At 58.6% G+C, this 25,833-nt stretch carries 19 protein-coding genes; 12 read left to right on the forward strand and 7 right to left on the reverse strand.

The window, feature by feature from the left end:
- Positions 1-88: 88 nt before the first annotated feature.
- Together AB5405_RS00730 and AB5405_RS00735 are read left to right on the forward strand one after the other, a co-directional pair.
- Positions 89-874 (forward strand): ABC transporter ATP-binding protein, encoded by a 786-nt coding sequence (locus AB5405_RS00730; protein WP_006234847.1) that lies wholly within the window; start codon positions 89-91, stop codon positions 872-874.
- Positions 864-3,101 carry an FtsX-like permease family protein gene (locus AB5405_RS00735; protein ID WP_368137232.1) on the forward strand — a complete coding sequence of 746 codons (2,238 nt, stop codon included), beginning with the start codon at positions 864-866 and terminating at the stop codon, positions 3,099-3,101. The genes AB5405_RS00730 and AB5405_RS00735 overlap by 11 nt, the downstream gene beginning before the upstream one ends.
- Positions 3,102-3,428: 327 nt before the next feature.
- Here the strand turns inward: AB5405_RS00735 and AB5405_RS00740 are convergent, their stop codons facing one another.
- On the reverse strand, positions 3,429-4,394 hold the full coding sequence (locus AB5405_RS00740; RefSeq protein ID WP_368137233.1) for a response regulator transcription factor: 966 nt from the start codon (positions 4,392-4,394) through the stop codon (positions 3,429-3,431).
- A 329-nt stretch (positions 4,395-4,723) separates the two neighbouring features.
- Between AB5405_RS00740 and ptcA the strand changes: the two genes are divergently transcribed.
- From ptcA to AB5405_RS00765, 5 genes are all read left to right on the forward strand, one after another.
- Positions 4,724-5,797: a putrescine carbamoyltransferase gene (gene ptcA, locus AB5405_RS00745; protein WP_368137234.1), complete on the forward strand. Its 1,074-nt coding sequence runs from the start codon at positions 4,724-4,726 to the stop codon at positions 5,795-5,797.
- Between the two features lie 132 nt (positions 5,798-5,929).
- The gene (locus tag AB5405_RS00750) at positions 5,930-7,369 is read left to right on the forward strand and encodes an APC family permease (protein WP_368137235.1); all 1,440 of its coding nucleotides are present in this window, start codon (positions 5,930-5,932) and stop codon (positions 7,367-7,369) included.
- A 367-nt stretch (positions 7,370-7,736) separates the two neighbouring features.
- Positions 7,737-8,942, forward strand: coding sequence for an agmatine deiminase family protein (locus AB5405_RS00755; RefSeq protein ID WP_368137236.1), 1,206 nt, complete (start codon positions 7,737-7,739; stop codon positions 8,940-8,942).
- 328 nt (positions 8,943-9,270) lie between these two features.
- Positions 9,271-9,453 carry a hypothetical protein gene (locus tag AB5405_RS00760; RefSeq protein ID WP_147357368.1) on the forward strand — a complete coding sequence of 61 codons (183 nt, stop codon included), beginning with the start codon at positions 9,271-9,273 and terminating at the stop codon, positions 9,451-9,453.
- On the forward strand, positions 9,443-10,852 hold the full coding sequence (locus AB5405_RS00765; protein ID WP_347492382.1) for an APC family permease: 1,410 nt from the start codon (positions 9,443-9,445) through the stop codon (positions 10,850-10,852). Before AB5405_RS00760 ends, AB5405_RS00765 begins: the two co-directional genes overlap by 11 nt.
- Positions 10,853-10,887: 35 nt before the next feature.
- Here the strand turns inward: AB5405_RS00765 and AB5405_RS00770 are convergent, their stop codons facing one another.
- The 6 genes from AB5405_RS00770 to AB5405_RS00795 all read right to left on the reverse strand — a co-directional run bounded on the left by AB5405_RS00770 (position 10,888) and on the right by AB5405_RS00795 (position 18,331).
- A complete protein-coding gene (locus AB5405_RS00770) occupies positions 10,888-11,079 on the reverse strand; it encodes a hypothetical protein (RefSeq protein WP_152077231.1) in 192 nt (63 codons plus the stop codon).
- A 139-nt stretch (positions 11,080-11,218) separates the two neighbouring features.
- Positions 11,219-11,869, reverse strand: coding sequence for a GNAT family N-acetyltransferase (locus AB5405_RS00775; protein ID WP_347492381.1), 651 nt, complete (start codon positions 11,867-11,869; stop codon positions 11,219-11,221).
- A gap of 454 nt (positions 11,870-12,323) precedes the next feature.
- Positions 12,324-13,355, reverse strand: coding sequence for a 3-deoxy-7-phosphoheptulonate synthase (locus tag AB5405_RS00780; protein WP_006234851.1), 1,032 nt, complete (start codon positions 13,353-13,355; stop codon positions 12,324-12,326).
- A gap of 307 nt (positions 13,356-13,662) precedes the next feature.
- Positions 13,663-15,519, reverse strand: coding sequence for an ABC transporter ATP-binding protein (locus tag AB5405_RS00785; RefSeq protein WP_368137237.1), 1,857 nt, complete (start codon positions 15,517-15,519; stop codon positions 13,663-13,665).
- Complete coding sequence (locus tag AB5405_RS00790; RefSeq protein ID WP_368137238.1) at positions 15,519-17,885, reverse strand: ABC transporter ATP-binding protein; 2,367 nt, start codon at positions 17,883-17,885, stop codon at positions 15,519-15,521. Before AB5405_RS00790 ends, AB5405_RS00785 begins: the two co-directional genes overlap by 1 nt.
- Positions 17,882-18,331 (reverse strand): MarR family winged helix-turn-helix transcriptional regulator, encoded by a 450-nt coding sequence (locus AB5405_RS00795; protein ID WP_343007717.1) that lies wholly within the window; start codon positions 18,329-18,331, stop codon positions 17,882-17,884. The genes AB5405_RS00790 and AB5405_RS00795 overlap by 4 nt, the downstream gene beginning before the upstream one ends.
- Positions 18,332-18,881: 550 nt before the next feature.
- On the opposite strand from AB5405_RS00795, the gene pflB reads away from it, so the two are divergent.
- The 5 genes from pflB to AB5405_RS00820 all read left to right on the forward strand — a co-directional run bounded on the left by pflB (position 18,882) and on the right by AB5405_RS00820 (position 25,756).
- Positions 18,882-20,933, forward strand: a complete 2,052-nt coding sequence (pflB, locus tag AB5405_RS00800) for a formate C-acetyltransferase (RefSeq protein WP_006234859.1) — start codon at positions 18,882-18,884, stop codon at positions 20,931-20,933.
- 85 nt (positions 20,934-21,018) lie between these two features.
- Positions 21,019-21,270, forward strand: a complete 252-nt coding sequence (grcA3, locus tag AB5405_RS00805; RefSeq protein WP_006234861.1) for an autonomous glycyl radical cofactor GrcA3 — start codon at positions 21,019-21,021, stop codon at positions 21,268-21,270.
- Between the two features lie 411 nt (positions 21,271-21,681).
- On the forward strand, positions 21,682-22,692 hold the full coding sequence (locus AB5405_RS00810) for a LacI family DNA-binding transcriptional regulator (RefSeq protein ID WP_368137240.1): 1,011 nt from the start codon (positions 21,682-21,684) through the stop codon (positions 22,690-22,692).
- 184 nt (positions 22,693-22,876) lie between these two features.
- Positions 22,877-24,259: a family 43 glycosylhydrolase gene (locus tag AB5405_RS00815; RefSeq protein ID WP_368137241.1), complete on the forward strand. Its 1,383-nt coding sequence runs from the start codon at positions 22,877-22,879 to the stop codon at positions 24,257-24,259.
- Between the two features lie 45 nt (positions 24,260-24,304).
- Positions 24,305-25,756 (forward strand): PTS transporter subunit EIIC, encoded by a 1,452-nt coding sequence (locus AB5405_RS00820; protein WP_138113269.1) that lies wholly within the window; start codon positions 24,305-24,307, stop codon positions 25,754-25,756.
- Positions 25,757-25,833 lie beyond the last annotated feature (77 nt).

Below are 25,833 nucleotides of genomic sequence, written 5' to 3' on the forward strand. Positions count from 1 at the left end.
TAAGGCAAGCGTAAGCCATATCGATGGTAGCCGACTCGGCTTCTTGCGACTATAGATGCCGTAGACTAATTGCAAGAAAGGACTCGGTATGCAAACCACGCACATGGCGACCCCGGTACTGGAGGTCGCGCATCTCGAAAAGGTATACGGCGCGCTGGGCAACGTGACCCGCGCGCTCAACGACGTCAGCTTTACCGTCAACCGCGGCGAATTTGTTGGCATCATGGGCGCTTCGGGCTCGGGCAAGTCGACCCTGCTCAACTGCGTGTCGACCATCGATAGCGCCACGAGCGGCACCATTCGCATCAACGGGCAGGACGTGACGCGCATGAAGCAGGCCAAGCTTTCGCAGTTCCGCCGCGAGGAGCTCGGTTTTATCTTCCAGGACTCCAACCTGCTCGATACGCTCACGGCACGCGAGAACATCGCCCTGCCGCTCACCATCGCCCGCACAAACTCGGCAGAAATCTCGACCCGCGTGCAGGATGTGGCAGCGCGCCTGTCCATCAGTCAGGTGCTCGACAAGTATCCCTACCAGATGTCCGGCGGTCAGCAGCAGCGCGTTGCCGCGGCTCGCGCGCTCGTCACCGACCCCACCATGATTATGGCCGACGAGCCCACCGGCGCCCTCGATTCTAAAAGCGCTCGTCTGCTGCTCGAGAGCCTGGAGGCCCTCAATCGCCGCTTGCGCGCGACCGTGCTCATGGTCACGCACGACAGCTTTGCCGCCAGCTACACGAGCCGTGTGCTGTTCATTCGCGACGGCAAGATTTTCACCGAGCTGCGCCGCGGCGACACCGACCGCCGAGAGTTCTTCGACCGCATTATGGAGGTCGTTGCCATGATGGGCGGTGAGGGCTCCGATGCTCTGTAAACTCGCTTGGGGCAACGTCCGCCGCGCCGGCCGCGACTACCTCGTCTACCTTTTGACGCTCACCCTGGGCGTCACGGTCTTGTATGCTTTTAACACCATCTCGATGCAGGTCGACATCGCCGGCATCGATGAAAAGGGCTTGGCGCAGGTTATGGGCAGCATGCTCGGCAACCTGACGTACTTTTTGGCCGGTGTCATGGCCTTTTTGATGGTGTATGCCAATAACTTCATCATGAAACGCCGCAAGAAGGAGTTTGGCCTGTACCAGGTGCTCGGCATGGGGCGCGGGCGCGTCGCCACGATCATGGCGCTCGAGACCGTGATAGTATCGGTCGTGGCCTTTGTCGCCGGCATTGTGCTGGGTGTGGGACTCTCCCAGCTCATGACGTTCTTTACGGCCTCGCTCTTTAAGACGCAGATCGCCAATTTCCACTTCTTTTTCTCGGTGCATGCGTTCAACCTGACCCTTGCCTGCATGCTCGTAATGTTTGTGCTCACGTTGCTGCTGAACCTTCTCGCCGTGCGTCGCACCAAACTCATCGAGCTTATGGGTGCCGAGCGTCGCAACGAGAGCATCAAGACACGCAACCCCTGGATCGCGATTGCCATCTTTGCCGTGGGCGTGGTGCTGGTGGGCGTGGCCTATTACCGTCTGCTACGTGATGGGTTCCCGGTCACCGCGACGGACAGCAAGCTGCAAGAGGCCATGAACCAGTTTGGCATCACGACCGCTATGGTTACCGTGGGCACCTTTGCCCTGTTCTGGGGACTCTCGGGCATGCTCGTCAAGCTGCTGCAGAGCCTGCGCGGTGTGTATTGGCGCGGTCTCAACATGTTTACCGTGCGCCAGCTTGCGGCCAAGGTCAACACGGTGTGCTTTTCGATGGGCGTCATCGCGATGATCCTGTTTTTGGCCATCACCTCGGTGACGTGCGGCATGTCGATCGCCAACGTGATGAACGAGAATCTGGAGCGCTATACGCCGGCTGATATGTCGCAGACGTATATCTACTACACGCCCGATGATCTCGACCGTTACAAAGAGTATGCTGACCCGTCTGAGGCCGATCGTATGGTGCCGGCCGACGCAACGGTCGACTTGTACTCTGCGTGGCATGGTGAGCTTGCCGATCCGGACAATGATACGGAGAGTATTTATGGTAAGTCGGCGGACAACAGCGTCGAGACCGGCAAGAAGGTCAATATCGCCGATGTTGCCGGTGAGCATGTGCAGATCGATTCGTATCTGAATTATCCGCTTGGCGGCTCGGATCCTTCGGTGACTCCAGGTGAGATGTGCAAGACCATGGGCGAAAAGCTCCCCAAGGAGCTCGAGGGTAGCAACGCCGACACGACAGGCCTGTCTGTGACGCCGGCAAGTCAGTACAACAAATTGCGTCAGATGATGGGCAAGGAGCCGGTGAGCATTGGTCGCGACCAGTACTTGCTCACGTGTGATCTGGGCGGCGAGCTGGTCGACATGTACACCAAGTATATGGCTGGCGGCCATGCCCTTACCTTGGGCGGGCATACGCTCAAGCCCGCAACCGATAAGTCGGACGAAGATACGGCGGCCATCGCCAACTCGGCGATGGGCAGTAATCCGGGTACCGTCGTCGTTGCCGACGAGCTGTTGTCCCAACTTAATCTGCAACCGTATTCCAGCAGCCTGCTCGTTAACTACAAACAGGGGATGGATACGACCGAGGCAGACGAGAGCATTAAATACACTGCGCTCGACAATCTGCTCGTTGACGGCAAGGAGCCGGGGTCGTGGGGACTCTTCATCACACGCTCCGAGATGTACGTGCAAGCAGCGCAAATGAACGGTCTTATTAGCTACCTAGCCATCTACATCGGCTTTGTATTGGTCGTTGCATGCGCGGCGATTCTGTCGATCCAGCAGCTCTCCAATGTGGCCGACGGCAGCCGCAGCTATCGTGTGCTGGCGCAGATCGGCTGTGACGACCGCCAGATCCACCATTCGGTGATGGCGCAGCAAGCGGTGTTCTTCCTGTTCCCGCTGGCAGTGGGCCTGGCGCACTCCTTTGTGGCGCTCAAGGTGATTATCGACCTGGTGAGCACGTTCGGTCATATGAGCATCGGCGGCACCGTGGGCCTCACCTGCGCGATCTTCTTGGCATCCTACGGCGGCTACTTCTTGGTAACTTACCTCATGAGCACCGGCATAGTGCGAGCCGCCATCGCCACCCGCTACAGCGAGTAACAAGCGGGCAAAATCGTCGCAAAACCAGTGCGAACAACCGCTGCGAAGGGAGTCCAGCCCCCTTCGCGGCGTTTTTTTGCCTGACTGATGAGTCTCAAGACCAAGTGAGTAGACTTTTTTGGATCTGTCGAGCACATCGCGGGTGGCGCCCAATAAAACAGCAGGTCAGGGCTGTGGCGTTTTGGGGCGTGCTTGACCTCCTGCAAAAAGCCTACTCACTTGGTTTTTTCTGCTAGAAAACCGCCGCGAGGGAAAGCAGCTCCCTTGCGGCGGTTGGCGTTTGCCCAGATAAAACCTACCAAAATAAACCTGTCCCTTTTTGGCAGGTTAACGCTTCCAGAAGTGGAGGATCAGCGTGGTGCGGTTTTGCTGCTCGGTTTTGACCAGGATGTTGTGGATGTGGGTTTTGACGGTGCCCACGGCAAGGAATAGCTCGTCAGCGATCTCTTGGTTCGATTTGCCCAGTACGACCAGACGCATAACTTCGGTCTCACGGTTGGAGAGCTTGTAGGCGTTGCGATAGAAGGGCATCTGCTCTTCTATGTGCCGATCAAGATCGCTGACGTTCTTTTCCTCGGGCGCCTCCTGCATGCGGATTGAAAGCACGTGGCAGGAGTAGATGATCAGCAGAATCGCAAAGTAGCACGCAAAGACGTTTTCGCTAAAGTTGCGCTCGGACAGATATAGCTGCAGCCAAGAGGGCGCCAGACTCATGGGGACGACAAGGATGTTGTAGAAATCCTCGGCAACGATGCAACCGACCAGAATAGCGCCGATAATCAGGTGTTTTCGTTGGTTGTTAACGCGTGTCTTCAGCTCAACCTTTGTACTCTTATGAGCCGTCCAAAAGATATACAGTCCCATAAAGACAAGGAATACCTGACGCATCGTGTAGTAGAGCCACTGATGCATGGGGTCGGAGGGGACAGCGACGATAATCAGCGACTCGCACAGCAAAAACGTTAAAACGGGGATGGCGAACAACTTCTTAGAATGCTTATCAAGTAAGTCCATGGCAATGGCCCAAATAAAAGCCTGTGAAGCGGTCGCCACAAGGGTCCGCATTACAGGCATGGTAATTGAGTAATATTCATTGGCCGGAAAACTTCGGTTTTGCAACGTGTATTCAAAAAAGAAGATCTCGGTCATCTCGATGGCATAGCAAATAAAAACGCCGCTGCCATAGATAAAGAACTGTCGACGAGACGAGGCGTAGGCGGCAAGCGAAAGCACTGCCGTCACAATACAGATTACGAGTATCGCTAGGGTATAGAAGAACATGAGTGTGTCCATATGTCACCGTCCTGTCTCATTTGATCTCTTATGGAGCCCGCTATATCCCCCCGGTATACATGCCTCCGCCGGTCGTTCCATTGCGGATTAAACACCGAGATACAGCATAGCCGTATACCGTTCGCGGTTCCAGACGGTAAACCCCCTACAAGCCAGCTGCCTGCGGGTTTATATTGGTTTAGAGGGGATGTAACTCCGTGAACGGTCTTTAATCCCGAATAAACTAGGTGAAAATTGCATACGGGTGAATGATGGTCTTGTCAACACGAGGCGTGATGTTCGAGCGCCTCATAGTAATAGTCGGCAAGACCGGCGGAAAGGAAATCGACATGGCACTGCCTAAGGATTTCATCGACACCAACGACTTCACCAAAGAGCAGATCATGGCTATCGAGGATCTTGGCCTGGCAATGAAGAAGGCCATCAAGGTTGACGGTTATTATCCGCACCTGCTCCGCAACAAGAGCCTTGGCATGATCTTCCAGCAGGTCTCCACCCGCACCCGTCTTTCCTTCGAGACCGCTATGACCGACCTCGGCGGTCATGCTCAGTTCTATGGCCCTGGCACCATCCAGCTCGGCGGTCACGAGTCCTTGGGCGACACCGCTCGCGTTATGGGCTCGCTGCTCGACATCATGATGGCTCGCGTTGACCGTCACAAGGACGTCGTCGGTCTCGCCGAGGGCTCCGCTGTGCCCGTCATCAACGGCATGTCCGAGTTCAACCATCCCACGCAGGAGATGGGCGACCTCATGACCATGCTCGAGAACCTCCCCGAGGGCAAGAAGATCGAGGACTGCACCCTGGCCTTCATCGGCGACGCCACCCAGGTCTGCGTCTCCCTCATGTTCATCGCCTCCAAGGTCGGCATGAAGTTTGTCCAGTTTGGACCTAAGGGCCACCAGATCCCCGACGGCGGCCTGCACGTCGGCACCGTCGAGGAACGCGCCGAGTTCGGTAAGCAGATGATGGCCATCGCCGAGGAGAACTGCAAGGTCTCCGGCGGCTCGGTCGTCATCTCCGACGACATCGAGTGCATCAAGGGCGCCGACTTCATCTACACCGACGTGTGGTATGGCCTGTACGACGAGGAGGTCTCGGGCGAGAACTACATGGACGTGTTCTATCCCAAGTATCAGGTCACCATGGACATGATGAACTTCGCCGGCCCCAACTCAAAGTTCATGCACTGCCTGCCGGCCACCCGCAACGAGGAGGTCGTCGACGAGGTCATGGACGATCCCGAGCGCTCCCTGTGCTGGGTCGAGGCTGAGAACCGCAAGCACTCCATCCGCGCTCTCCTTGCCGCTCTGGGCAAGCGCACCCCGCTCAACGACGAGGGTGTCGAGTACTCCGCCAAGGCCGAGCTCCACGCCGCTCTCGAGGCTCTCGAGCAGCTCTAAGCCTCAAGGCTGCTAAACGCACGTTTGCGGGCGGCGGATGCTCGTCTCCTGTCGCCCACTCACCGAGGCCCAAGCAATTGCCTTAGTCCTTGGAGTCTCGGATCTGTCCAAGACTGAGCGAAGGAGCTCATCATGAGCGACGGAAAGAAAAAGCTTTCCTTCTTGACGGTCATTTCGACCATCATCTGCGTCGTCTTCGTTTGCGAGGCCGCCGCACCTGCTGCCGCCATTGGCAACCAGCAGTTCTTCTGGTGGATCTTCCTGATCCTGACCTTCCTGCTCCCTTACGGCATGGTTGTCGCCGAGCTCGGCACCACCTATGACGGCGAGGGCGGCATTTACGACTGGGTACGCGATGGCCTGGGTGACAAGTGGGGCGCCCGCATTTCGTATTACTACTGGGTCAACTACCCCCTGTGGATCGCCTCGCTGGCCACTATGTTCCCCGACATCCTGGGCATGGTCTTTGGCGTCGAGTTCAACCTAATCGCCAAGATGGGTATCGAACTTGCCTTTGTGTGGATCGTGTATCTCATGGGCCGCTCCAAGGCGGCCGACTCCGAGTGGGTCCTCAACGGAGGCGCTATCATCAAGGTCGCGGTTGCCGTTATCGTCGGCGCCCTGGGCATCTGGTATGCCATGGAGAACGGTTTTGCGAACGACATGTCCGCTGCCACCTTCCTGCCCGAGCTCACCAACACCAACGCCCTCGGCTACCTGTCCATCATCATCTTCAACTTCATGGGCTTCGAGGTCATCTGCACCATGACCGACGACATGGCCGATCCCGCTCGCGATATTCCCAAGGCCATCATCGTCGGCGGCGTGGCTATCGCCGTCATCTACCTGTTCGCCGGCTTCGGCATCGGCGCCGCCGTGCCGGCCGACTCCATCGACCCCGACTACGGCATGATCGTCGCAGTCCAGACCATGGTGGGCGACTCTATGATCTTCAAGGTCATCTGCATCGCCTTCCTGATCACCCTGTTCGCCAACATGGCCGCCTGGTCCTTCGGCGTCAACTCCGTCGCCCACTACGCCGCCGAGCACGGCAACATGCCCAAAGTCTTCGCCTCGATGATCTCGGATGACGACATGCCCAACGGCGCCAACCTGGTCAACGCCGTCGTTGCCTCCCTGGTGCTGTGCCTGCAGCTCGTTCCCATCGACGCCATCTCCAACGGCGTCTTCTGGATGCTCTTCGGCACCTCCGTCGTCTTCCTGCTGCTCACCTACATCCCGATGTTCCCGGCGTTCCTCAACCTTCGCAAGAACGACCCCGACCGCGAGCGCATATTCACGTTCCCGTTTAAGGGCGCCATGATGAAGGTCATGCTGGCCATTCCCTGCATCGAGCTGGTCCTGGCCATCGTTGCAACGCTGATCCCGTTCTCCGCCGCCGAAATTGGCGACAAGGTCCCGATGATCGTCATCTTCATCGTGCTCGTGCTCATCGGCGAGGTCGTCCGCGTCGTCTCCGCTAGGGACCGCGAGACCGAGTACAAGGGCCTCACTCCCGAGCTGGCAGCTCAGCGTCTCGCTGAGGAGGCCGCCGAGGCCGAGGAGAACTAGAGCACCCGGTTCTGGGGCTCCAACCCTCCTCGCGTACCAACGTGCGCTTCGTCGGGCTTGTCGCTCCCGACTTCGGGCACTCTAGCCTCTTCGGAGGCGTGCCAAAGCGACAGGTTTGCTAACCATTCCCCGGGGTGGGTGTGAGCGATAGCTCCGGTAGCCACCGCCCACCCCAATCTCTCTTCCGTATCCTTCGTGCGTTTTGTCTCCACGCACTTGGTTACGTCGTCGCTTGCCGGTGCGACTCCGTGAAAACCGGCGCCGGGCGCCCCGACCTTTGCCGGGGAACGGGCGCCTATCATTTCTTGGTTTTAGGCTGCGGGTAACCCGCCCGCAGCAAGCGATCGTTCGATTTGGAGGAAATCTTATGCGTACGATCACCGAGTCCGAGTCCACCCCCAAGGCCGATGGCTTCTTTATGCCCGCCGAGTTCGCCCCGCAGGATCGCGTGTGGATGGGCTGGCCCCACCGCACCGACACCTGGGCCCACGGCGCCAAGCCGGCTCAGAAGCAGTATGCCGCCATCGCTCGCGCCATCGCCGAGTTCACCCCGGTCACCATGTGTGCCAACCAGGTCGACTACGCCAACTGCAAGGCCGTCTTTGAGAACGACGAGAACGTCACCGTTATCGAGATGACCACCGACGACGCTTGGTTCCGCGACACCGCCGCCACCTACGTCATCAACGGCAAGGGCGAGAAGCGCGCCAACCACTGGCACTTCAACGCCTACGGCGGCCTCGTCGACGGCCTGTACTTCCCGTGGGACAAGGACGAGCAGATCGCCCTCAAGATGGCTGAGCTCTCCGGCTGCCGCCGCTATCGTCCCGATGACATGATCCTCGAGGGCGGCTCCATCACCGTCGACGGCGAGGGCACCCTTGTCGTGACCGACCAGTGCCTGCTTTCCCCGGGCCGCACCTGCTCTGCGGTGCTCGAGGAGGAAGAGGATCCCGAGTCCATCTGGCCCAAGTACCACAAGAAGTTTGAGCCCTGGAGCGAGGAGCTTCGCGCCTACATGGACGAGCACCTCAAGGATTACCTGGGTGTCGAGAAGGTCATCTGGGTCAAGGAGGGCATCGACCCCGAGGAGACCAACGGCCACATCGACGACGTCGCCACGTTCATCGCCCCGGGCGTCATGGCCTGCATCTGGACCGACGATCCCGAGTATCCGTTCTACGAGCAGTGCCACGCCGCCTACGAGACCCTCTCCAACGCCGTTGACGCCAAGGGCCGCAAGATGAAGGTCTACAAGCTCTGCATGCCCGTGAACCCGCTGTTCATGGACCAAGCCTCCTGCGACACCATCGACGCCGACGAGAACGCCGAGCCGCGCGTCCCCGACGAGCCGCTGATCGCCTCTTACATGAACTACCTGGTCACCAACCACGGCGTTATCGTCCCGCAGTACGGCGACGAGAACGACCAGCTGGCCGTCGACACGCTCCAGAAGATCTACGACGAGGTCTGGGGCGAGGGCGTCTACAAGTGCGTCGGCGTTCAGTCCGAGCAGGTCGTCTTCGGCGGCGGCAACATCCACTGCATTACCCAGCAGGAGCCGTCCGCTTAATCGTCTGGCTTTCCGCGGCACGGCACCTTCCCGTTCATTCGTCGCTTGCGTACCAAAGTACGCGGCGCTCCTCTTTCACGGGAATCTGCCGCACCTCAGAAACCCAGCCTGTCAAGCGGACAGGGGCTACCTGATTGGTCGGCTGGGTTTTTCTTTGGGCACTCCGTTGCCTCCACATCGGAGTGCCCTTTTCTTTGATTGAGTACGCGTCTGGCCTGGGATTTTTTGCGGGTTAGGCCAATTGTTCGCTTGAATATCTCAGGTCAGACGCGTACCCAATTGTCGAAAGTTTCCGGTCGCAAACGCGGCCGTTTTGATCGGAGTATCTATGTACCAGCGTATCGTCATCTACACGCGCCTGTTCCGCGAGCGCTGGTCCAACAATTGCATCCTCTCTTCTCTTTGGGATGGCACCTGCACCGGTGACGCGGCCTGCAACCCTACCTTGGGCTGCGCCTTCGGTACAGATGCCATCCTTTTTGCTGTAGGGGGAGCGTGCCATGGTAGGTAAAAAGTTCTCCCTGTTCGAGGTCATCCTCTCGGTTATCTGCGTTGTCTTTACCATCGAGGCGGCTGCTCCGGCATCTGCCATGGGTAACGTGCAGTTCTTCTGGTGGATCTTCCTCATCATTACGTTTTTGCTTCCCTATGGTCTGGTGGTGGCCGAGCTCGGTACGGCGTTCGATTCCGAGGGCGGCCTGTACGACTGGGTGCGCCTGGGCTTGGGCGACCGTTGGGGCGCCCGCTGCTCCTGGTGCTATTGGGTCAACTTTCCGCTGTGGGTGGCAAGCATCGCTTGCATGTTTCCCAGTGTCATCAATGCGGTATGGGGCATCGAATTTTCGCTCGGGGTCCGAATTGCCATCGAGCTTGCCTTTGTGTGGGGCGTCACAGTCATGGCGATGCACCCGGTGGCCGAGGCCGATTGGGTCATGGACGGCGGCGCCGTCATCAAGGTGCTCATTACCGCCGTGGTGGGAATCGTCGGCATCTGGTTTGCCCGCAATAACGGCTTTGCCAACGATATGTCGTTTAAGAGCTTTGTCCCCGATCTGGGAGACACTAACTCACTGACGTATCTTTCGATCATCCTATTCAACTTTATGGGCTTTGAGGTAGTCGCGACCTTTGCCAGCACGATGAAGAACCCGTCGCGCGATATCCCCAAGGCGGTTATCGCTGGTGGCGTTGCCATTGCGGCGATCTACATTATCTGCGGCATCGGCATTGGAGCCGCGGTTCCCACCGAGCAGCTTTCGCTCGATTCGGGCATTGTGGACGCGGTCGCCGCCATGTTGGGGCGCAGCCATCCGCTGACGATGGTCGTGGGCGTGGCCTTTTTGGTGACGCTGTTCGCCAACATGATCTGCTGGAGCTTTGGCGTTAACAACGTGGCGAGCTATGCCGCGCGTCATGGCAATATGCCGCGTCCCTTTGCGCTGGTGTCCAAGAAGACCGGCATGCCAGACGGCTCGGCGCTCATTAACGGTTGTTTCGCGAGCTTGGTGCTGCTGCTCCAGATTCCGCTGGGCGAGGGCTCCGACGTCTTTTGGGTCTTCTTCTCGATGAACGTCGTTTTTCTGCTCATGAGCTATATCCCGATGTTCCCGGCGTTTTGGCGCCTGCGCAAATACGACGATCGCCCGCGCGTGTTCCGCGCGCCCTTCGAGCGCAAGGTGCTTGCGGTGGCGCTCGCGATTCCCGTGGTGGAGCTTGTGCTTTCGATTGTCGCTACGATCGTGCCACTTAATAGCTCGCCCGCCGAGATGGCAAAACTACCCATCCTTGTTGGCGTGGTGACCGGTGTGTTGCTGGGCGAGGTCTCGCGCATGATATCGCGCCTCGGCCGCAGTGTCGATAATCCCGGCGTTGGCGCAAGGGGGTCAGGTTACGTTGCGCCAAAGCAGTAACGCCGCGACCTGCGCGGTGTCTGCTGCAGTTTGGATTATTGTTCGCGGTGTTTGGAATCGGAATCAAGCTTGGGCGCAAAGAAGGGGACGTGGCCCAGGTAGGGACGACTGTCCGAACGTGCCTTAGCGGCACAGGGGACATCGTCGTAGGTAAGCGAGTCGCTCAGGCGGACGATGATCCTGGCGGCGGGAGCGACGATTTTTTTGAGTGGCTCAATCGGTGCCATGACATCTCCTCTCCTGCATGCGCCCCGTATTTTGGTGCAAATGTGCTAGCCGCAAGTCTAGCATCCCGCTGCATAGCGCTCCAGAACCACCACAGAGGGGACAGGCACCTTTGTGGTGGTTCCGGTCCTTATTGGCGGGCTAATCCTGCGTGTTGCCGCCGTACATGTAGACGATAAAGCCGTCGCCGGTATCTTGGCTGTGGTCCTCGAGGATGCGCTTCATGTTGAGGTGCTCGTAGAACTGCCAATCGGAGTTGCAGTCGCTCATCAGGAAAAACTTGGTGCAGCCGGCTTTGGCGAGCTCGGCGCGTGCAAGGTCAATAAGCGCGCGGCCGAGGCCCTTGCCCTGCCACTCGGGCACGATGATGATCAGGTTGAGCTGGCCCTGGGCATACTCGTTGCCCGTGGCGGCAAAGCGGTCGGCTGTGGCCTTCTCGCGGCTGTCGCCAAAGAGTGAACCCTCGAGCTTGGCGTCGGCGGTTTTTGACATTTCGGTTGCCTGGGCGAATAGCTCGTCGTAGCAAGGCTTCCACGTCGGGTTTTTGCGTGGTTTGCCGTCTTCGAAGATGCCGATGCAGCAAGCAGCGATGATGCGGCCTTCAGCTTCGGCAACGAGCGCGATAGGGGAGCGCTGCAGCTGCATGGCAATGTTGAAACGCGCACAGAAATCGGCGGCTTCGATGTCGCCGCGGTTGCGCAGCGTGTTGCACCACAGCTGGTTGTAGATGGCGGCGATACCATCCAGGTCATCGAGCGTGGCGGCGCGCAGAGTTACGTTGTCAAGGCCCATGGAGGCTCCTTCCAAGTTGGGTCAGGCCATCTATGAGTGTGGCATGGCCGCAGGGCCGCCGCATCAACCATTCGGCAGACGAGCCTCGAATCCTCGGGGGCGGAGGGCTCCAGGAGGGAATGAGAGTGGATTATCGGACGCCCGCTCGACGAGCGTGGATAATCTCCCACTTTCGCCCGAAAAGCAAGCCAAAAACGGGAGATTATCCACTCTCATTCTGGGTAGTCGTTTAAGAACGTCCCCAACGACTAGCCACTCGCTACAGTGAGCAACTCGTTCAGCTCGGAATTATCGTAGGTTGAGCATAGGTCAGCGAAAACGCCCCTAAGCGAGCAAGGTGACGTGAAAGAGGAGGGAAGCGTACTTCGGTACGCGACCGACGATTGAACGTCAGATTGCCGCTTAGGGGCGTTTGCAGCGTCGACTGGTTACGCGGTTTGGTAAAACCGCGTAACTAAATACGTTCCGCGATCTCGTGGATGAGGTAGTCGGTCTTTTCCCAGCCCAGACACGGATCGGTGATCGACTTGCCAAAGACGCCGCCGTCGACCGGCTGGTTGCCGTCCTCCAGGTAGGACTCGATCATAAAGCCCTTGACCAGCTTGGAGATGGACTCGTTGCGGCGGCAGCTGTCGAGCACTTCCTTGCAAATGCGATACTGCTCCAGTGGACGCTTGCCCGAGTTGTCGTGGTTGCAGTCGATGACCGCTGCCGGATTGGCATAGCCGGCATGCTCGGTATAGCGTTCGGCCAGGCGTTCCAGGTGTTCGTAGTGGTAGTTGGGGTAGGTGCGCCCATCGAGACCGATGTAGCCACGCATAACGGCGTGTGCGAGCGGGTTGCCGTCGCACTCGACCTCCCAGTTGCGGAAGATGAAGCTCTGGTGCGCCTGCGCGGCGTAAATGGAGTTGAGCATAACGGTGGTAGAGCCGGCAGTGGGATTCTTCATGCCGACGGGTACCGAAATGCCGCTCGACACCAGGCGATGCTCCTGGTTCTCGACCGAGCGTGCGCCCACGGCAACATAGCTCAGCAGGTCGACGAGGTATTGGTAGTTGGACGGGTAGAGCATCTCATCGGCGGTAAAGAAGCCGGTCTCCTCGATGACGCGCAGGTGCATATGGCGGATGGCCTTGACGCCCTCGAGCAGGTCGTCGGGAGCCTCGGGGTTGGGGTTGTGCAGAAGACCCTTGTAGCCGGTGCCCTTGGTGCGCGGCTTATTGGTGTAGACGCGCGGAATGATGATGAGCTTGTCCTTGACCTCCTCGGCGGTCTTGGCTAGTCGGTTCATGTACTCAAGCACTGAATCCTCGCGGTCGGCAGAGCACGGGCCGATGATGAGCACCTTGCGCGCGTCCTCGCCGGTAAAGACCTTGGCGACCTCGGCGTCGAATGCCTGCTTTTTGGCGGTAAGCTCGGCGGAAAGCGGCATTTCCTCGCGGATCTCCATGGGGATCGGCAGCCTGCGTTTGAATTCCATGGCCATAGGGGTCTCCTCAATCTATAGAAAGAGCAATAAGCGTATTGTCGAATGCTCGGCATTATCCGCTGTCGCACGCTAAAGTGCAAGTCCTTGCCACCCCGAAACCTACCAAAAAGGGACGGGTATATTTTGGCAGGTTTTATCTGGGCAAACGTCAGCTGGCCCTGGAATGGAATGATGCCACGTGGCTTGGAAGAGGTCGTCGATTGAGTTCCAGAGGAGGCGGTTTGAGGTCCGCAGAACAAAAAACGGGGGCGCAGGTTGTCCTGCGCCCCCGTTCTCGGGCGTTATTCGCTCCTTGCGGCCGAATCTACGCCGCTTCGTCGAACTGCGAGTTGTACAGATCGGCGTAGAAGCCACCCTGGGCGAGCAGCTCGTCGTGCGTGCCCTTTTCGACGATGTCGCCGTCGCGAATTACCAAGATCACGTCGGCGTTGCGGATCGTGGACAGGCGGTGCGCGATGACAAAGCTGGTACGGCCCTGCATCAGCGCATCCATGGCGCGCTGGATGAGCTCCTCGGTGCGGGTATCGACGTTGGATGTCGCCTCGTCCAGAATGAGCGCCGGGCGGTCGGCCAAAATGGCACGGGCAATGGTCACGAGCTGGCGCTGACCCTGCGACAGGTTAGTGCCCTCCTCGTTGATCATAAAGTCGTAACCGCCGGCGAGCGTATGGATAAAGTGGTCGCAGCGTGCGGCGCGTGCTGCGGCTTCGACCTCGGCATCGCTCGCGTCGGGGCGTCCGTAACGGATGTTCTCGCGGATCGTGCCGTTAAACAGCCAGGTATCCTGCAGCACCATGGCAAACTCGCCGCGCAGTGCCGCGCGATCCCAGTCGCGCACGTCGATGCCCTCGACGCGCAGCGAACCGCCGTCCACGTCGTAAAAGCGCTGCAGCAGCTTGACGAGCGTGGTCTTGCCGGCGCCGGTGGGGCCGACGATGGCGATGGTTTGGCCGGGCTGTGCCTCGCAGCTAAAGTCGTGGATGATGGTCTTGTCGGGCGTGTAGCCAAACTTGACATGGTCAAACTCCACGTGGCCGGGGCGCTTCTCGGGAATCTGCGCGTCGGCCTTCTGCTCCTCCTCGGGCGCGGCCAGGAACTCAAACACGCGCTCGGTGGCGGCGGCCATCGACTGCATCGTGTTGCTCACGTTGCCCAGCTGCTGCACGGGTTGCGTAAAGTTGCGAACATACTGGATAAAGCTCTGGATGTCGCCGGGCGTGGCATTGCCGGTCAGCGCGAGCTGCGCGCCCACTACGACAACGCCCACGTAACCCATGTTGCCCACCAGGCTCATAAGCGGCATCATCAGGCCCGACAGGAACTGCGAGCGCCAGCCACTAATAAAGAGGCGGTCGTTTTGGCGGTCGAACTCCTCGATCGAAGCCTCGGCGCGGTCGAACACCTGAATGACGTTCTGGCCGGCAAAATCCTCCTCGATAATGCCGTTGACGGTGCCCAGGACCTGCTGCTGCTCGCGGAAGTACGGCTGCGAGAAGTGAATCATCACCGTTAAGATAATCGCGGCGGCCGGCAGCGTGAGCACGGTGACGCCGGTGAGCGGCAGGCTGATCGACAGCATCATGACGAGCACGCCGATAATCTGCGTGACGGACGTAATAAGCTGCGTCACGCTCTGGTTGAGCGACTGGCCGAGTGTATCGACGTCGTTGGTGATGCGGCTGAGCACATCGCCCTTGCTGTGACCATTGAAGTAGCTCATCGGCACGACGGCAATCTTGGCTGCGATCTCCTTGCGCATGCGGTAGCAGATCTTTTGCGTGACACCGGTCATGAGCCAGCCCTGGACCAGGCTGCAGACAGAGCTCGCCAGATACAGGCAGAGCAAAAAGCCGAGCGTCTTGGCGATCCAGCCAAAGTCAACGTCGCCGGTGCCGTTGACCTTGGCGACCAGGCCTTCGAACAGCTTGGTCGTAACCTGGCCGAGCACCTTGGGTCCCACAATGTTAAAGATGACCGAGCACACGGCAAAGGCGACGGCGGCAAACACGGCAATCTTGTGCTGGCCGATATAGCCGAGCAGCTGCCTCATGGTGCCCTTAAAGTCCTTGGCCTTTTCGCCGCGACGCATGCCGCCCATGCGGCCCATGGGACCACGCTGGCGGGTGGGCTTGGGAATCTGAGTCTTGGTCTCGTCTGCCATTAGCGCTCGCCTCCTTCCATGACGGCTGCAATTTCTTCTTGGGTAAGCCCCAGCTCCTCGGCGGAAAGCTGTGACTGTGCGATCTCCAGGTACGCCGGGCAGCTGCGCAGCAGCTCCTCGTGCGTGCCGGTGCCCACTACGTGGCCGTCGTCGAGCACGATGATCTGGTCGGCGTGCATGATGGTCGCGATGCGCTGGGCCACGACCACGAGCGCGGCGTCGGTGACGTTTTTGGCCAGCTCTTCGCGCAGGCGCGCGTCGGTCTTGTAGTCGAGGGCGCTAAACGAATCATCGAACACCACGACCTCGGGCTTCTTGGCCAAGGCGCGGGCGATGGCCAGGCGCTGACGCTGACCGCCCGAGACATTGGAGCCGCCCTGGCTAATGGGGGAGTCGTACCCGTCCTCGCGCTCGGCGATAAAGTCCTCCGCCTGGGCGACGCGTGCTGCCTGGCGCATGTCATCATCGCTCACCATGTCGCCGGCAAACTTGAGGTTGCTCTCGACGGTGCCCGAGAACAGACGCCCCTGCTGCGGGATGTAACCAATGCGGCGGCGCAGCTCGGAAAGGGTCATGTCGCGCACATCGATGCCGTCGAGTGAAATGCTGCCGCCCGTGACGTCGTACAGGCGTGGGATGAGCTGCACGAGCGTAGACTTGCCCGAACCCGTGGAGCCAATGATGCCGAGCATCTGGCCGGCATGCGTGGTGAAGTTCACGCCGCTGATGACGTCGGCGCGGGCATCGGGATACTGGAAGCTCACGTCGCGGAAGGTGAGCTCGCCGCGCGGCGCGCTGGCCGCGGGCAGTTTGGGCGAGACGGGGTCGTTGATGCTCGTGGGGCAGGTGATGACCTCTTCCACGCGCTCGGCTGCGACCTCGGCGCGGGGCAGGATGACCGAAACCATGGTGAGGATCATAAACGCCATGACGATTTGCATGGTGTAGGAGATGAACGCCATCATGTTGCCGACCTGCATCACGCCGTTGGACACGCCCTGCGCGCCAAACCAGACGATAAGCACGGTGATGCAGTTCATGACGAGCATCATGAGCGGCATCATAAAGCTCATGGCGCGGTTGGTGTAGAGCTGCGTGGTCATCAGGTCGAGCGAAGCCTTGTTAAAACGCTCGAGCTCATGCTCCTCGCGGTTGAACGAGCGGATAGGCATAAGGCCGTCGAGCAGCTCGCGGGCGGTAAGGTTCACGCGGTCCACAAAGCTCTGCATCTTTTTGAACTTGGGCATGGTGAGGCCCATGAGCACGCCGACAACGGCCGAAACCGCGATGATGGCCACGGCGATGGTCCACTCCAGGCCGGTGTGGTTAGCCAGGACACGCATGACAGCGACGATGCCCATGACGGGGGCCATCAGGCACATGCGGATAAACAGGGTTGCGGCCATCTGGATCTGCTGAATGTCGTTGGTGCAGCGGGTGATGAGCGAGGCCTGGCTAAACTTGCCCACCTCGGCCGGCGAGAAGTGCATAACCTTGTCGAAGGTCTCGCGGCGCAGGTCGCGGGCGATGGAGCAGGCGGTGCGCGAAGCCACGGCACCGGTCAGGATGGTGGCGACGAGCGACACCAGGCACAGGCCAAACATCGTGGTCGCCATGCGGCTCAGGTAAGCGTTCTGCACGTCGGCGGGGTCGATGCCCTGTGCCTTGTACTCTTCTTGTACGTAGGTCACGGCGCGCTGGGTCACGATGGAGCCCGACATGGAGCCCATTTTGTCTGCCATATCGTTGGCGCCCTCGACGAGCTTGCCCTGGTCGATTAGGCCGCCTTCAACGCCCAGGCGCAGGCTCTTCATGGTGATCTTGCCGCCGTCGGCGTCGATCTGCTTTTGCATGCTCTGCGCGGCTGCGGCCTTCTGCTGCATCTCGGCGAGTTGCTCGGGCGTCATGGCAGCCATCTGCTCGGGGGTGGGCATGTCCTGGGCAGCGTTGTTGTCTTTCTCGCTGGACGAGCCCATCATGTCGCCCATGGAGTTGGCGTCAATGCCCTGGTCGAGCGAAAGGACGACAGTCTCGGGCAGGCTCATAATGTCGGCAATCTTGCCTCCATCGGCACGCTCTTCCTCGGTGCCCTTGTACGTTCGAATGCCGTTTTTGTCAGCCTTGCTAAACACGGCCTCCACAGCCTTGGCGTCCTTGGCGCTCATAAAGAGTTCGAGGTCGTCGAGCGATTCGGCGCGAATGGTGTCGGGCACGGGCGAGGCGATGCCGCCTTGCTGCACACCCACGTCGACGATGTCGCTCATATAGGTAGGCAGCGCCAGATCGGCGTTGCAGCTGATTACGATAAGCACGATAGCTGCGAACAGTGCCAGGACATGCTTTTTAAAGAGCTTGAGAATCCTCACTCGGCATCTCTCCTTTCTTGATTGCGGTCGATAATTTCGTTGGCACGTCTAAGAAGACGCACCATCTCTTGGGTATCTGTTTCGCCGAGCTGCTCGAGGAAAGCCGCGGTGCGGTCCTCGAATTCCCGGCGTTTGATTTCGAGATCCTGGAATCCCTTGTCGGTCACTATGACGTGTACGCGACGACGGTCGGTCTTTGAGTGCTCGCGCTCGACCCAGCCCTTGGCTTCGAGAGCGCGTAGGATATTGGCGATGCGGGCACTCGAGACCCAGGCGCGATCAGCGAGTTCGCTCGGCGTGAGCGAACCGCCGGCGAGTATGAGGGCGCGCATGACAGCCATTTCGCCGCCGAGAGCTTTGTCCGCAAAGCGCGAAATGCGCTGATGCATGCTGCCGAACTCGGTAAGGAGCTGACGTCCAAGTTCACGGAAATCGGTATCTTCCACCGAAAACCCCTAACACTAGAAACTATTTTCGGTGAAAGATGATACCCCCGCACGCGCACCCTATACGGTAGATTTTGGGACATGCCTAGAAAACAACCTTTAGGCGACCTCCGTACACCGTCGGTATCAGCAAAGTTAGGGGTAGATCTCTGAGCACGTCCTAAAGCCCACTCAGAGGCACTTTACCCTGCTAAAGCTGGCATAACAGCTAGAGCGAACGTCGTACAAAGGCAAGGAAAAATAACATACAAATCGGTGAACGGTAGTTGTTCGCGCTCGCATTTCCTGCGGGTTTGTAAAAAACGCCTTTATGATATAAAAAAAGAAACATATAACAGCCCAGATGGAGAGGGTCGCTATGTTATCCTTCTCAGACGGGTGAAATCTTGGGTTTTGGGTTGTAGTTCCAAGGTGGACAAACGTTTTTCCCTGCACCGACGTGTGGTGAAGAACGGAAGAAGCCGGTAGTGCAAGCCGAACATTCAAGAATTCAATAAGCAGCGGTGTGAGAGAGCGCCGCATTACACGTAACTAGGAGCGTGGTTACACAATGCAGGAGGCATGGGAAGGCTTCAAGGAAGGCATCTGGACGGGAGAAGTTGACGTCCGAGACTTCATCCAGAAGAACTACACCCCCTACGAGGGCGACGAGTCGTTCCTCGTCGGTCCGACCGAGCGTACCAAGGAGCTGTGGGGCGAGGTTCTCGACCTGCTGCTTAAGGAGCGCGAGCAGGGTGGTGTCCTCGATATGGACACCAAGATCGTCACGGGTATCGTGAGCCACCCCGCTGGCTACATCGATAACGCCCACCGCGAGAAGGAGACCATCGTCGGTCTCCAGACTGACAAGCCGCTCAAGCGCGCGCTGCACGTTAACGGTGGTATCCGCATCGCTTGTCAGGCTGCCAGCCAGCACGGCTATAAGGTCGACGAGAACGTTGTCGAGCGCTACACCTTCGAGCGTAAGACCCACAACGCTGGCGTCTTCGATGTTTACACTCCCGAGATGCGTGCTTGCCGCTCGGCTCACATCATCACCGGTCTGCCCGATGGCTATGGCCGCGGCCGCATCATCGGCGACTACCGTCGTGTTGCCCTGTACGGCGTCGACTACCTGATCAAGGACAAGGAGGCCCAGAAGGCTTCCACCCCGACGGTCATGACCGCCGACAACATCCGCGATCGTGAGGAGCTGCAGGAGCAGATCCGCGCCCTCGGCGAGCTCAAGATGATGGCCGAGACCTATGGTTTCGACATTTCCAACCCTGCTACCAACACGCAGGAGGCCATCCAGTGGATGTACTTCGCCTACCTTGCTGCCGTCAAGGAGCAGAACGGCGCTGCCATGTCCATCGGCCGTACCTCTACGTTCATCGACATCTACGCTGAGCGCGACCTTGCCAACGGTACCTTCACCGAGGAGCAGATCCAGGAGTTCGTGGATCACTTCATCATGAAGCTTCGCATGGTCAAGTTTGCCCGTACCCCTGAGTACCAGGCCCTGTTCACCGGCGACCCGCAGTGGGTCACCGAGTCCATCGGCGGCATGGGTGTCGACGGCCGTACGCTCGTTACCAAGATGAGCTACCGCTACCTGCACACGCTCGAGAACATGGGCACCAGCCCCGAGCCCAACATGACCGTTCTGTGGTCGACCCGTCTGCCCGAGAACTTCAAGAAGTTCTGCGCCAAGACTTCTGTCGCCAGCTCCTCGATCCAGTACGAGAACGACGACCTCATGCGCGTCTATCATGGCGACGACTACGGCATCGCCTGCTGCGTGTCCTCCATGCGCATCGGCAAGGAGATGCAGTTCTTCGGCGCTCGCGCCAACCTGGCCAAGTGCCTGCTGTACGCACTCAACGGCGGTGTTGACGAGGTCTCCAAGAAGCAGGTCGGCCCCAAGTATCGCGCCGTCGAGGGCGATACGCTCGATTACGACGACGTTGTGGCCAAGTACAACGACATGATGAAGTGGCTCGCTGGCGTGTACGTCAACTCGCTGAACATCATTCACTACATGCACGACAAGTACTGCTACGAGCGCATCCAGATGGCTCTGCACGACAAGCACGTGCACCGCTGGTTCGCTACGGGCATCGCTGGCCTTTCCGTCGTGGCTGACTCCCTGTCCGCCATCAAGTACGCCAAGGTCCACCCCGTCCGTGACGAGAACGGCATCATCGTCGACTTCGAGACCGAGGGCGAGTTCCCCAAGTACGGTAACGACGACGACCGCGTCGACCAGATCGCTCACGACGTTGTGCACCAGTTCATGGAGTACATCCGCATGAACGACACCTACCGCAACTCCGTGCCTACGACCTCGGTTCTGACCATTACCTCCAACGTCGTGTACGGTAAGAAGACCGGCTCCACGCCCGACGGCCGCAAGGCTGGCCAGCCGTTCGCCCCGGGTGCTAACCCCATGCACAAGCGCGATAGCCACGGCGCCATCGCTTCGCTGTCTTCGGTTTCCAAGCTCCCGTTCCGCGATGCTCAGGACGGCATCTCCAACACCTTCTCCATCATCCCGAGTGCGCTCGGCAAGGAGGACCAGGTGTTCTTTGGCGATATCGACCTTGATCAGCTGGGCGAGTAACTATTGTTAGTGCTATACTAACAATAACGATTACTGATTAGTGCGCCGGTTTCGGCCGGCGCCTATTAATCGAAGGAGACACATTATGAAGGTTTCTGAAGTTTCCGAGACCCAGGCCGATAACCTGGTCCACATGCTCGACGCTTACGCCGAGAAGGGTGGCCACCACCTGAACATCAACGTCTTCAACCGTGAGACGCTGCTCGACGCTCAGGCTCACCCCGAGAAGTACCCGCAGCTGACCATCCGCGTTTCCGGCTATGCCGTGAACTTCCACACGCTCACCAAGGAGCAGCAGGACGAGGTCATTGCGCGTACCTTCCACGACAAGTTCTAAAGGGACTCAACTCCCACCGGAGACCCGGTAAGGCCTACGCACTTTGCCTCTCAAACGTCCTCGCCGCTTCGCGGCTGCGGAATGTTTGCGAGACAAAGTGCTCCCGGCCTTGCCGGGTCTCCTGCGTTGTCGTCCTTTAGGGAACCACGCTAAATTAAATTGGTGTCCTCGGACATGCAAAGAGGCTCGCTGCGCACTTCGTGCGGCGAGCCTCTTTGCGTCCTGCGGAATGTTTTGGGAGGTAGCCCAAACAGCCCCGGCTGGGGTCCTGTGTAGTCACCCTTTAGGCGGAACTCTCCTAATTATTTGGATGAGTCGTTTACTTACTTGTACTGTTACCGTCTTCCCGCTCTTGTTGGGGTATGCTTTGTTCGTATGTAAACGTATGACATGTTGATGGGGGAGGGTGCTATGGCTCGCGAGGGCGCTCGTTCTAAGGATTCGGCTAAGCCTGGCATCAAGGAAGTTGCAGCGGTGGCGGGGGTTTCGCCTACTACGGTATCTCGCGTGCTTAATAATCGCGGCTATATTAGCCAAGAGACCCGCGATAAGGTCCATGCCGCGATGAAGCGCATCAACTATACGCCCAACGATATCGCCCGTGCCATGCTCAACGGTCGCCTGAATCTAATAGGTATGATCGTCCCCTATGTCAGCAGCCCGTTTCATGCCCAAGCGGTCCAAGCCGTTGAGCGTACCCTGGCCGAAAACGGTTTTAAGATGTTGCTGTGCAATAGCGCCAATCGACCTGATCTTGAGCGTTCTTATATCGATATGCTTCGGCGCAATATGGTTGATGGCGTCATCGTCAACTCGCTTAATATCGGTGCCGAGGCGTATGCCGAGATGGGCTTGAGTCTGGTTGGTATCGACTGCGACCTTGGCGAGACCTCTGTTCAGATTGCGAGCGACAGCTATGGCATCGGCGAACTTGCCACGCGTCGCCTGATCGATGACGGGTGTTCGCGCATCTTGTGCCTGCGTAACAATAGCCGCATGCGTATGCCTGCCAATAAGCGTACCGATGCCTACCACGATGTTGTGGAGCAGGCCGGTTTGCCCGTGCTTGTCCGTGAGGTCGAGTTCGTTAAGTCCGACGACGAAAAGAGTGCGGTCGTTGCGAAGATCCTCGATGAGAACCCCGATATTGACGGCATCTTTGCGGGAGACGACACGATGGCGGCCATCTGCCTCAACGTGATGAAGCGGCGCGGCTTGAGCGCTCCGGACGATATTAAGGTCGTGGGCGCGGATGGCGCCCGCCGCACTATGACGTTTATGCCTGACTTAACAACCGTTCGTCAAGATATCGATCGCATCGGAGAGCTCGCGGCGCAATCCATCATCGCTCTTGTTAACGGTGAAAAGCCCGAATCGAATACCAAGCTCCCCGTTGAACTCATTGAGGGCAAAACCGCGTAGTTCATCCCGTGCCAAAAGAATTCCTCAAACGCCTCTGATGACCGTTCGCCGGCATATGTCAACCGTTTGCCGACGACTGGAACTGCGAAAAGACGTATTGATGTGAAAACGTTTGACATATGAAAACGATTGACATATCTTGCAGATGTACCGAGTTAGTATCTCGTGGGAAAGGAAGTCTCGGATGCATAAGGTGTATTACCAGCCTGAGGGAATTTGGGTAGGCGACATCATGCCGTACGGCGAGGATGGCACGTTCTATCTCTATCATCAGCGCGACACGCGTAACCCCGGACCTTTCGGAGAGCCGTTTGGTTGGGCACTCGCTACGACCAAGGACTTCGTCAATTACAAGGACTTTGGCGAGAGCCTTGAGCGCGGCGGCGACGAGGAGGTCGACCAGTACGTTTATGCCGGCACGGTGTTTAAGGTGGGCGACAAGTACCATGCGCTCTACACTGGTTGCAATCGCGATAAGGTCCGCGCACGTTTGATGAAGCAAGTTCTTCTTCACGCAACGAGTGACGACGCCGTCAAGTGGGAGAAGAACATCGCCGAGACGCTGCTTCCGCCCCAGGAGGGTTACGATGACCGCAACTGGCGCGATCCCTTTGTGCTTTGGGATGAGGAGAACGAAGAGTACATGCTCATCCTCGGCACGCGTGTGGGCGAGGACAAGCGTCTGATGACCGGTCGTCTGGTCAAGTTCACCTCCAAGGACCTGGATACCTGGGAGTTCCAGGGCGACTGGTGGAATCCGGGCCTTTACACCATGTTCGAGATGCCTGATCTCTTTAAGATGGGCGACTGGTGGTATCTGGTGTTCTCCGAGTACAGTGATGGCAACAAGACCCGTTACCGCATGTCTCGCTCCATCAACGGTCCTTGGATCACTCCTGCTGACGATTCATTCGATGGCCGCGCGTACTATGCCGCGCGTACCGCATTTGATGGCGAGCGCCGCGTTCTCTTTGGTTGGGTTCCTACGCGTGACGAGGGTGGCGATCCCAGCTCTTACCTGTGGGGTGGCACCTTTATGCCTCTCGAGATCGTTCAGCGTGCCGACGGAACGCTCGGCACCAAGCTCCCTGACAGCATGCTTGGCGCCTTTGGCGAGGCTAAGGCAGTCGAGGCCTTTGAGCTTTCCTGCGAGTCGGGCAAGGTCGAGCAGGTGCTCGCCGCGGATGCCGGTTCCACCTATATGCTCGATGCCGACATCGAGCTCGCCGGTGACGCTGCCGGCTTCTCGGTGAAGCTTGCCGAGGACGCCGAGTCCGGTCTTGCCTATGAGTTCCGCGCCAACCTGCGTGAGGGCAAGCTCGAGTTTACGGCTGCCCCCCAGTATCCATGGTTCCAGGTCAACAACATGGGCCTCGAGCGTCCGTTGTTCTTTAAGGGCGAGGGCACTCACCATGTGCGTCTGGTCGTTGACGACGATATCGCGACCATCTTTGTCGATGATGTTGCGCTCAACGCTCGCTTCTGCAATAAGCAGGGCCAGGGTGTAGCGCTGACGGTCACCGACGGTACGCTCAAGTGCACAAACGCAACGATTGCGTCTCTGTAATGGTGGCAAAACGTCCTATGATTTCGTAAGGGAATGGAGAGGAACATGGACTACAAAGTAGTGTCTCAGCAAGTCGTCGATAACGTCGGCGGTCTGGAGAACATCGAGGGTGCCACGCATTGCGTTACGCGTCTACGTCTGGTGCTCAAGGATACGAGCAAGTACAACAAGGCCGAGCTCGAAAACATCGATGGCGTCAAGGGCGTGCTGTACAACAGCGGCCAGCTCATGATCATCTTCGGTACCGGTACCGTCAACAAGGTCTACGATGAGTTTATGGCTCTGACGGGCGTTAAGGAGATCAGCGCTTCCGAGGTCAAGGGCGCCGAGGCGGACAAGAAAGGCAAGTTCTTCTCTGTCCTCAAGGTGTTCTCGGACATCTTTATCCCCATCATTCCCGCCTTCGTCGGTGCCGCTATCATCATCGGCCTTAAGTCGCTGATCGTTGCCAACGGCCTCTTTGGCATGGAGGGCAGCCTCGCCGACCACAGCGAGTTCCTCAAGAACCTCGCAAGCTTCTTTGCCATTATTGCCACCACCTTTGACTACCTGCCTGTCCTGGTTATGTATAGCGCGGTCAAGCGTTTTGGCGGCAACCCGATCCTGGGTATCCTCGTCGGTATCGTCATGGTTCACCCGAGCCTTATGAACCGTAACGCGTTCGTTATGGATCCGTCAGGTGCTGAGTACTGGAACTTTGGTCCGCTCTCCATCCCCATGGTTGCTTTCCAGGGCGGCGTGTTCCCTGCAATCCTGACTGCCTGGTTTATGGCCAAGGTCGAGAAGATTGCCCAGAAGTACATCCCCGAGGTCGTTTCGTTTGTCTTTGTCCCGACCGTTACCCTGATTCTTGCTAACGTTGCCCTGTTCACCGTGTTCGGCCCGCTCGGCAACCTGATCGGCGACGTCCTCGCTGGCGTAATCGATGTCCTGTACAACAGGATGGGCGTCTTTGGCGCCTTTGTTTTCGCCGCGTTCCTGCAGCCGCTCGTCGTTACCGGTACGCATCAGTTCATCCAGGGTATTGAGGCCAACCTCGTTGCCACGACCGGCTTCAACTACATCCAGGCTATCTGGTCGGTTTCCATCATCGCCCAGGGCGGCGGCGCCATCGGCATGTATCTCATTCACAAGAAGCACTCCAAAGAGCGCAACATCTGCATGTCGTCCTTTATCCCGACGCTGGTCGGTATCTCCGAGCCCGCAATCTTTGCTGCAAACATGCGCTACTCGATCATTCCGTTCGTCTGCGCTTGCATCGGTGCAGGCTGCGGCGGTGCCTTCGTGAAGCTCTTTGAGGTGCGCGCCATCGGTCAGGGTCTGACCGGCGTGCTTGGCCTGCTCATCGTCACGCCCGAGACGCTCGTGTGGTATGTGGCCGGCAATCTCATCGCCTTCATCGTGCCGATCGTCTTGATCTTTGCCTACAACAAGGCAAAGGGCGTGCCGACCACCGATGAAGAGGGCGCTGGCGCTGGCTTCGACGTTAGCTTCTAATTGAGCCGTTCAGCGTAATCTGAGGATAAGTCCATTTGGGGAAGGGCGTTCGGCTCGTGTGAGTCGAGCGTCCTTCC

The sequence above is a fragment of the Collinsella aerofaciens genome, from assembly GCF_040920445.1.
GTDB lineage: Bacteria > Actinomycetota > Coriobacteriia > Coriobacteriales > Coriobacteriaceae > Collinsella > Collinsella aerofaciens_BH.